This window comes from Microbacterium sp. ISL-103 (genome assembly GCF_018613995.1).
Lineage (GTDB): Bacteria > Actinomycetota > Actinomycetes > Actinomycetales > Microbacteriaceae > Microbacterium.
The window spans coordinates 1-4942 of sequence record NZ_JAGGPD010000330.1 but is presented as its reverse complement, the minus strand read 5'-3'; the positions used below and the strand labels follow the sequence as shown (position 1 = coordinate 4942).

Genomic DNA, 4942 nt, shown 5'->3' with positions numbered 1-4942 from the left:
GACACCCACTGTGATGAGGTTCGATGGGCCGCCGAACGGGAAGTTCTGGTTGGCGCCGACGGTTGCGAGAGCGATGAGCGGGATGAGCGCGATCAGACCCAGGTAGATCGAGCCGGGCAGCGTGATGCGGGTGAGCACGTAGTCGAGGTACTCGGCGGTCGGACGACCGGCACGGATGCCGGGGATGAACCCGCCGTACTTCTTCATGTTGTCGGCGACCTCTACGGGGTTGAAGGTGATCGCGACGTAGAAGTACGTGAAGCCGATGATCAGCAGGAAGTACACGGCCATGTAGACCGGGCTGTTGCCCGTGGTGAAGTTCGCGCTGATCCAGGTCACCCACGCGGCCGGCTCGGAGCCGTCCTGCGGGGTGTTGAACTGAGCGATCAGAGCCGGGATGTACAGCAGCGACGACGCGAAGATCACGGGGATCACACCCGCCATGTTGACCTTGATCGGGATGTACGTGTTCGTGCCGCCGTACGTGCGGCGGCCGACCATGCGCTTGGCGTACTGCACAGGGATCCGTCGCTGCGACTGCTCGACGAACACGACGAGCGCCATCACGATGATTCCGACCAAGAGGACGAGGAGGAACACCTCGAAGCCCTTGCTCTCCCAGATGAGGCCCATGGCGCCGGGGAACGTGGCGGCGATCGAGGTGAAGATCAGCAGCGACATTCCGTTGCCGATGCCGCGCTCGGTGACGAGCTCGGCGAACCACATGATGAGGCCGGTGCCCGCGGTCATCGCCATGATGATGAGCAGCTGCGCCCACCAGACGTCGTTCGTGAGCAGGTTCTGGCAGGCCGCCACGTCGGTGGTGCCGAACAGCTGGCCGCTGCGGGCCACCGTCACCAGCGTGGTCGACTGCAGCAGTGCCAGGGCGATCGTGAGGTACCGCGTGTACTGGGTCAGACGGGCCTGGCCGGCCTGACCTTCCTTGTGCAGGGCCTCGAAGTGCGGGATGACGACGCGGAGGAGCTGGGTGATGATCGTCGCGGTGATGTACGGCATGACGCCGAGCGCGAAGATCGACAGCTGGAGGAGCGCCCCACCGGAGAAGAGGTTGACCAGACCGAGCAGCCCGTCGGTGCCGGCGTTCTGAGCCAGGCACTCCTCGACGTTCGGGAAGTTCACGAACGGAGCAGGGACATTCGAGCCGAGTCGATAGATGGCGACGATGGCGAGGGTGAAACCGATCTTCCGACGCAGGTCGGGCGTGCGGAAGATCCGCGCGATGGCGCTAAACAAGGACGTTCCTCCTGAAAGGGTTACCGATCCCCGGAGGGACGGCTGAAAGAACAGGCTAACCCATAAGAGGGGCCGGAGAATCTCCGACCCCTCTCATGAAGTGGTTACTTGACGGATCCGCCGGCCGCCACGATCTTCTGCTCGGCGGAACCCGAGACCTTGTCGACCGAGACGGTGAGCTTCACGGCGATGTCGCCGTTTCCGAGAACCTTGACCTTCTCGTTCTTGCGAACGGCACCCTTGGCGACCAGGTCGCTGATGGTGACGTCGCCGCCCTTGGGGTACAGCTCCGCGAGCTTCTCCAAGTTCACGACCTGGTACTCGACGCGGAACGGGTTCTTGAACCCGCGCAGCTTCGGGGTGCGCATGTGCAGAGGCATCTGCCCACCCTCGAAGCCGACGCGAACGGTGTTGCGGGCCTTGGTGCCCTTGGTGCCGCGACCAGCGGTCTTACCCTTGGAGCCCTCACCGCGACCGACACGGGTCTTCGCGGTGTTGGATCCGGGGACCGGACGCAGGTGGTGCACCTTCAGCACGCCGGGGCGGGATGCCGGAGCATCCTTCTTCGGCGCAGCCTTCTTCGCAGCCGGCTTCTTGGCGGTCTCGGCCTTGGCCTCGGACGCCTTCGCAGGTGCCTTCTTGGCAGCGGGCTTCTTCTCGGCTGCGGCCTTGGGAGCGGCAGCCTTCTTCGGGGCCTTCTCGGCCGCGACGGCTTCGTTCTTCTCAGCCATTAGTCGATCTCCTCAACCTTTACGAGGTGGGCGACGGTCTTGACGTAACCGCGCGTCTGCGCGTCGTCGGGGCGAACGGTGGTGTCACCGATCCGCTTCAGACCGAGGCTGCGCAGCGTGTCACGCTGGTTCTGCTTCTCGCTCACCTTGGACTTGACCTGCGTGACCTTCAGGCGTGCAGCCATCAGGCACCTACCTTCTGTGCGGCGATGGCGTCAGCCTCCGCACGGACGAGACGCGCGGGTGCGACCTGGTCGAACTCGAGGCCACGACGTGCGGCGACCGCACGGGGCTCCTCGAGCTGCTTCAGGGCGGTCACCGTCGCGTGCACGATGTTGATCGTGTTCGACGAACCGAGCGACTTCGACAGCACGTCGTGGATGCCGGCGCACTCGAGCACGGCGCGGACCGGACCACCGGCGATGACACCGGTACCGGCAGCGGCCGGACGCAGCAGGACGACGCCTGCAGCGGCCTCACCCTGCACGGGGTGCGGGATGGTGCTTCCGACGCGCGGAACGCGGAAGAAGTTGCGCTTGGCCTCTTCGACACCCTTCGAGATCGCCAGAGGGACCTCGCGGGCCTTGCCGTAGCCGACGCCCACCAGACCGTTGCCGTCACCGACGACCACGAGAGCGGTGAAGCTGAAGCGACGACCACCCTTCACGACCTTCGAGACGCGGTTGATGGTGACCACGCGCTCGAGGAACTGGTTGTCCCCACGGTCACGCGAGTTACGGTCACGACCACCCTGGTTGCGGTCACCACGGCCACCGCCGCGGCGGTTGTCGCGCTGAGACGGCTCTGCCTGCGTGGTGCCGGTGGCAGTCTCGGAAGTGGCAGCAGCCGCTTCGGTCACTTCGTTCTCCTTGTTGTCACTCACAGTGCCAGACCCCCCTCGCGGGCGCCGTCGGCGATGGCGGCGACACGACCTGCGTAGCGGTTGCCGCCACGGTCGAACACTGCCTCGGAAACGCCTGCAGCCTTCGCACGCTCGGCGAGAAGCTCGCCGACCTTGCGGGCCTTGGCGGTCTTGTCACCCTCGAGCGAGCGCAGGTCGGTCTCGAGCGTCGAAGCCGACGCCACGGTGTGACCCTTGCTGTCGTCGACAAGCTGCACGAAGACGTGGCGAGCCGAACGGTTGACGACGAGGCGCGGACGCACCTCGGTGCCGACGACCTTCTTGCGAAGGCGGGCATGACGACGCGCGCGGGCGTCAGACTTTGACTTGAGAGCCATGGTTACTTACCACTCTTTCCGGCCTTGCGACGCACGATCTCGCCGGCGTAGCGCACACCCTTGCCCTTGTACGGCTCGGGCTTGCGGATCTTGCGGATGTTGGCAGCTGCCTCGCCGACAGCCTGCTTGTCGATTCCGCTGACGGTGAGCTTGTTGTTGCCCTCGACCGTGAGCGTGATGCCGGCGGGCGGGTCGATCAGGACCGGGTGCGAGAAGCCCAGGGCGAACTCGACCGAGCCGCCCTTCTGAGCAACGCGGTAACCGGTTCCGACGACCTCGAGACCCTTGGTGTAGCCCTGGGTCACGCCGATGATGTTGTTGTTGATGAGCGTGCGGGTCAGGCCGTGAAGCGACCGGGACTCGCGCTCGTCGTCGGGGCGGCTGACGAGAACCTGGTTCTCCTCGACCGCGACCTCGATGGGGTTGGCGACCGTCAGGGTGAGTTCACCCTTGGGGCCCTTCACCGCGACCACACGGCCGTCGACCGAAACGGTCACGCCCGCAGGAACGTCGATGGGAAGTCGTCCAATACGCGACATTTTCGATTACCACACGTAGGCGAGAACTTCTCCGCCCACGCCCTTCTGCTCTGCCTGACGGTCGGTGAGAAGACCGGAGGAGGTGGACAGGATGGCCACGCCGAGGCCGCCGAGGACCTTGGGAAGCTCGGTGGACTTCGCGTAGACGCGGAGGCCGGGCTTCGACACGCGCTTGATGCCCGCGATCGAACGCTCTCGGTTGGGGCCGTACTTCAGCTGGAGCGTCAGGTTCGTCCCGACGCGAGCGTCAGTCGTCTCCCAACCAGCGATGTAGCCCTCCTGCTGGAGGATCTCGGCGATGTGCGTCTTGAGCTTGCTCGACGGCAGGGTCACGGAGTCGTGATGCGCCGAGTTCGCGTTACGCAGACGGGTCAGCAGATCTGCGACCGGGTCTGTCATTGTCATTGTTGTTTTCCTTTGTTCATGAGGTTCCGGCTGCCGTTACACGACAGACGGCCTGCGATGACACGCAATCTTCAATTGTACGGGATCGGGCGGGGCGCTGTGCGCCCCGCCCGAAACCGATTACGCCTGGGCGTCCTCCGACCGGAACGGGAAGCCGAGGTGACGCAGCAGTGCACGACCCTCGTCATCCGTCTTCGCGGTGGTGACGACAGTGATGTCGAAACCGCGAACCCGGTCGATCTTGTCCTGATCGATCTCGTGGAACACGCTCTGCTCCTGGAGACCGAACGTGTAGTTGCCGTTGCCGTCGAACTGCTTGCTCGACAGACCGCGGAAGTCGCGGATGCGGGGCAGAGCGAGCGAGACGAGGCGGTCCAGGAACTCCCACGCACGGTCACCACGGAGGGTGACGTGTGCGCCGATGGCCTGGCCCTCGCGCAGCTTGAACTGCGCGATCGACTTGCGAGCCTTCGTGACGAGCGGCTTCTGACCGGTGATCTTGGTGAGATCGTCGATCGCGCCGTCGATCACCTTGCTGTCACGCGCCGCTTCACCGACACCGGTGTTCACGACGACCTTGACCAGACCGGGGATCTGCATCACGTTGGTGTAGCCGAACTCATCCTGCATCTTCTGCTGGATCTCGGCCTTGTACTTCGCCTTCAGGCGGGGCTGGATCTTGCCAGCCACCGCAGCGTCGGTGGTTGCCATCAGCGGTCCTTACCTGACTTCTTCGCGTACCGCACGCGGACGGTTCGCTTGACGCCGTCCTTG

The 4942-nt window shown here is 64.8% G+C and carries 8 protein-coding genes; all 8 read right to left on the bottom strand.

The window, feature by feature from the left end:
* The coding region (gene secY / locus J7E68_RS12485; protein WP_215173034.1) for a preprotein translocase subunit SecY at positions 1 to 1254 on the bottom strand (1254 nt) is incomplete at its 3' end.
* A gap of 104 nt (positions 1255 to 1358) precedes the next feature.
* Positions 1359 to 1985: a 50S ribosomal protein L15 gene (gene rplO / locus J7E68_RS12480; protein ID WP_215173031.1), complete on the bottom strand. Its 627-nt coding sequence runs from the start codon at positions 1983 to 1985 to the stop codon at positions 1359 to 1361.
* The gene (gene rpmD, locus J7E68_RS12475) at positions 1985 to 2170 is read right to left on the bottom strand and encodes a 50S ribosomal protein L30 (protein WP_140037889.1); all 186 of its coding nucleotides are present in this window, start codon (positions 2168 to 2170) and stop codon (positions 1985 to 1987) included. The genes rplO and rpmD overlap by 1 nt, the downstream gene beginning before the upstream one ends.
* Positions 2170 to 2844: a 30S ribosomal protein S5 gene (gene rpsE, locus J7E68_RS12470; protein WP_311416824.1), complete on the bottom strand. Its 675-nt coding sequence runs from the start codon at positions 2842 to 2844 to the stop codon at positions 2170 to 2172. Before rpsE ends, rpmD begins: the two co-directional genes overlap by 1 nt.
* A gap of 20 nt (positions 2845 to 2864) precedes the next feature.
* Positions 2865 to 3224, bottom strand: coding sequence for a 50S ribosomal protein L18 (gene rplR / locus J7E68_RS12465; protein ID WP_029260926.1), 360 nt, complete (start codon positions 3222 to 3224; stop codon positions 2865 to 2867).
* 2 nt (positions 3225 to 3226) lie between these two features.
* Positions 3227 to 3763 carry a 50S ribosomal protein L6 gene (gene rplF / locus J7E68_RS12460; protein WP_215173027.1) on the bottom strand — a complete coding sequence of 179 codons (537 nt, stop codon included), beginning with the start codon at positions 3761 to 3763 and terminating at the stop codon, positions 3227 to 3229.
* Positions 3764 to 3769: 6 nt separating this feature from the next.
* Entirely contained in the window at positions 3770 to 4168 is a 399-nt protein-coding gene (rpsH, locus tag J7E68_RS12455; protein ID WP_060927228.1) for a 30S ribosomal protein S8, read from the bottom strand.
* Positions 4169 to 4288: 120 nt separating this feature from the next.
* A complete protein-coding gene (gene rplE / locus J7E68_RS12450) occupies positions 4289 to 4879 on the bottom strand; it encodes a 50S ribosomal protein L5 (protein WP_060927229.1) in 591 nt (196 codons plus the stop codon).
* Positions 4880 to 4942 lie beyond the last annotated feature (63 nt).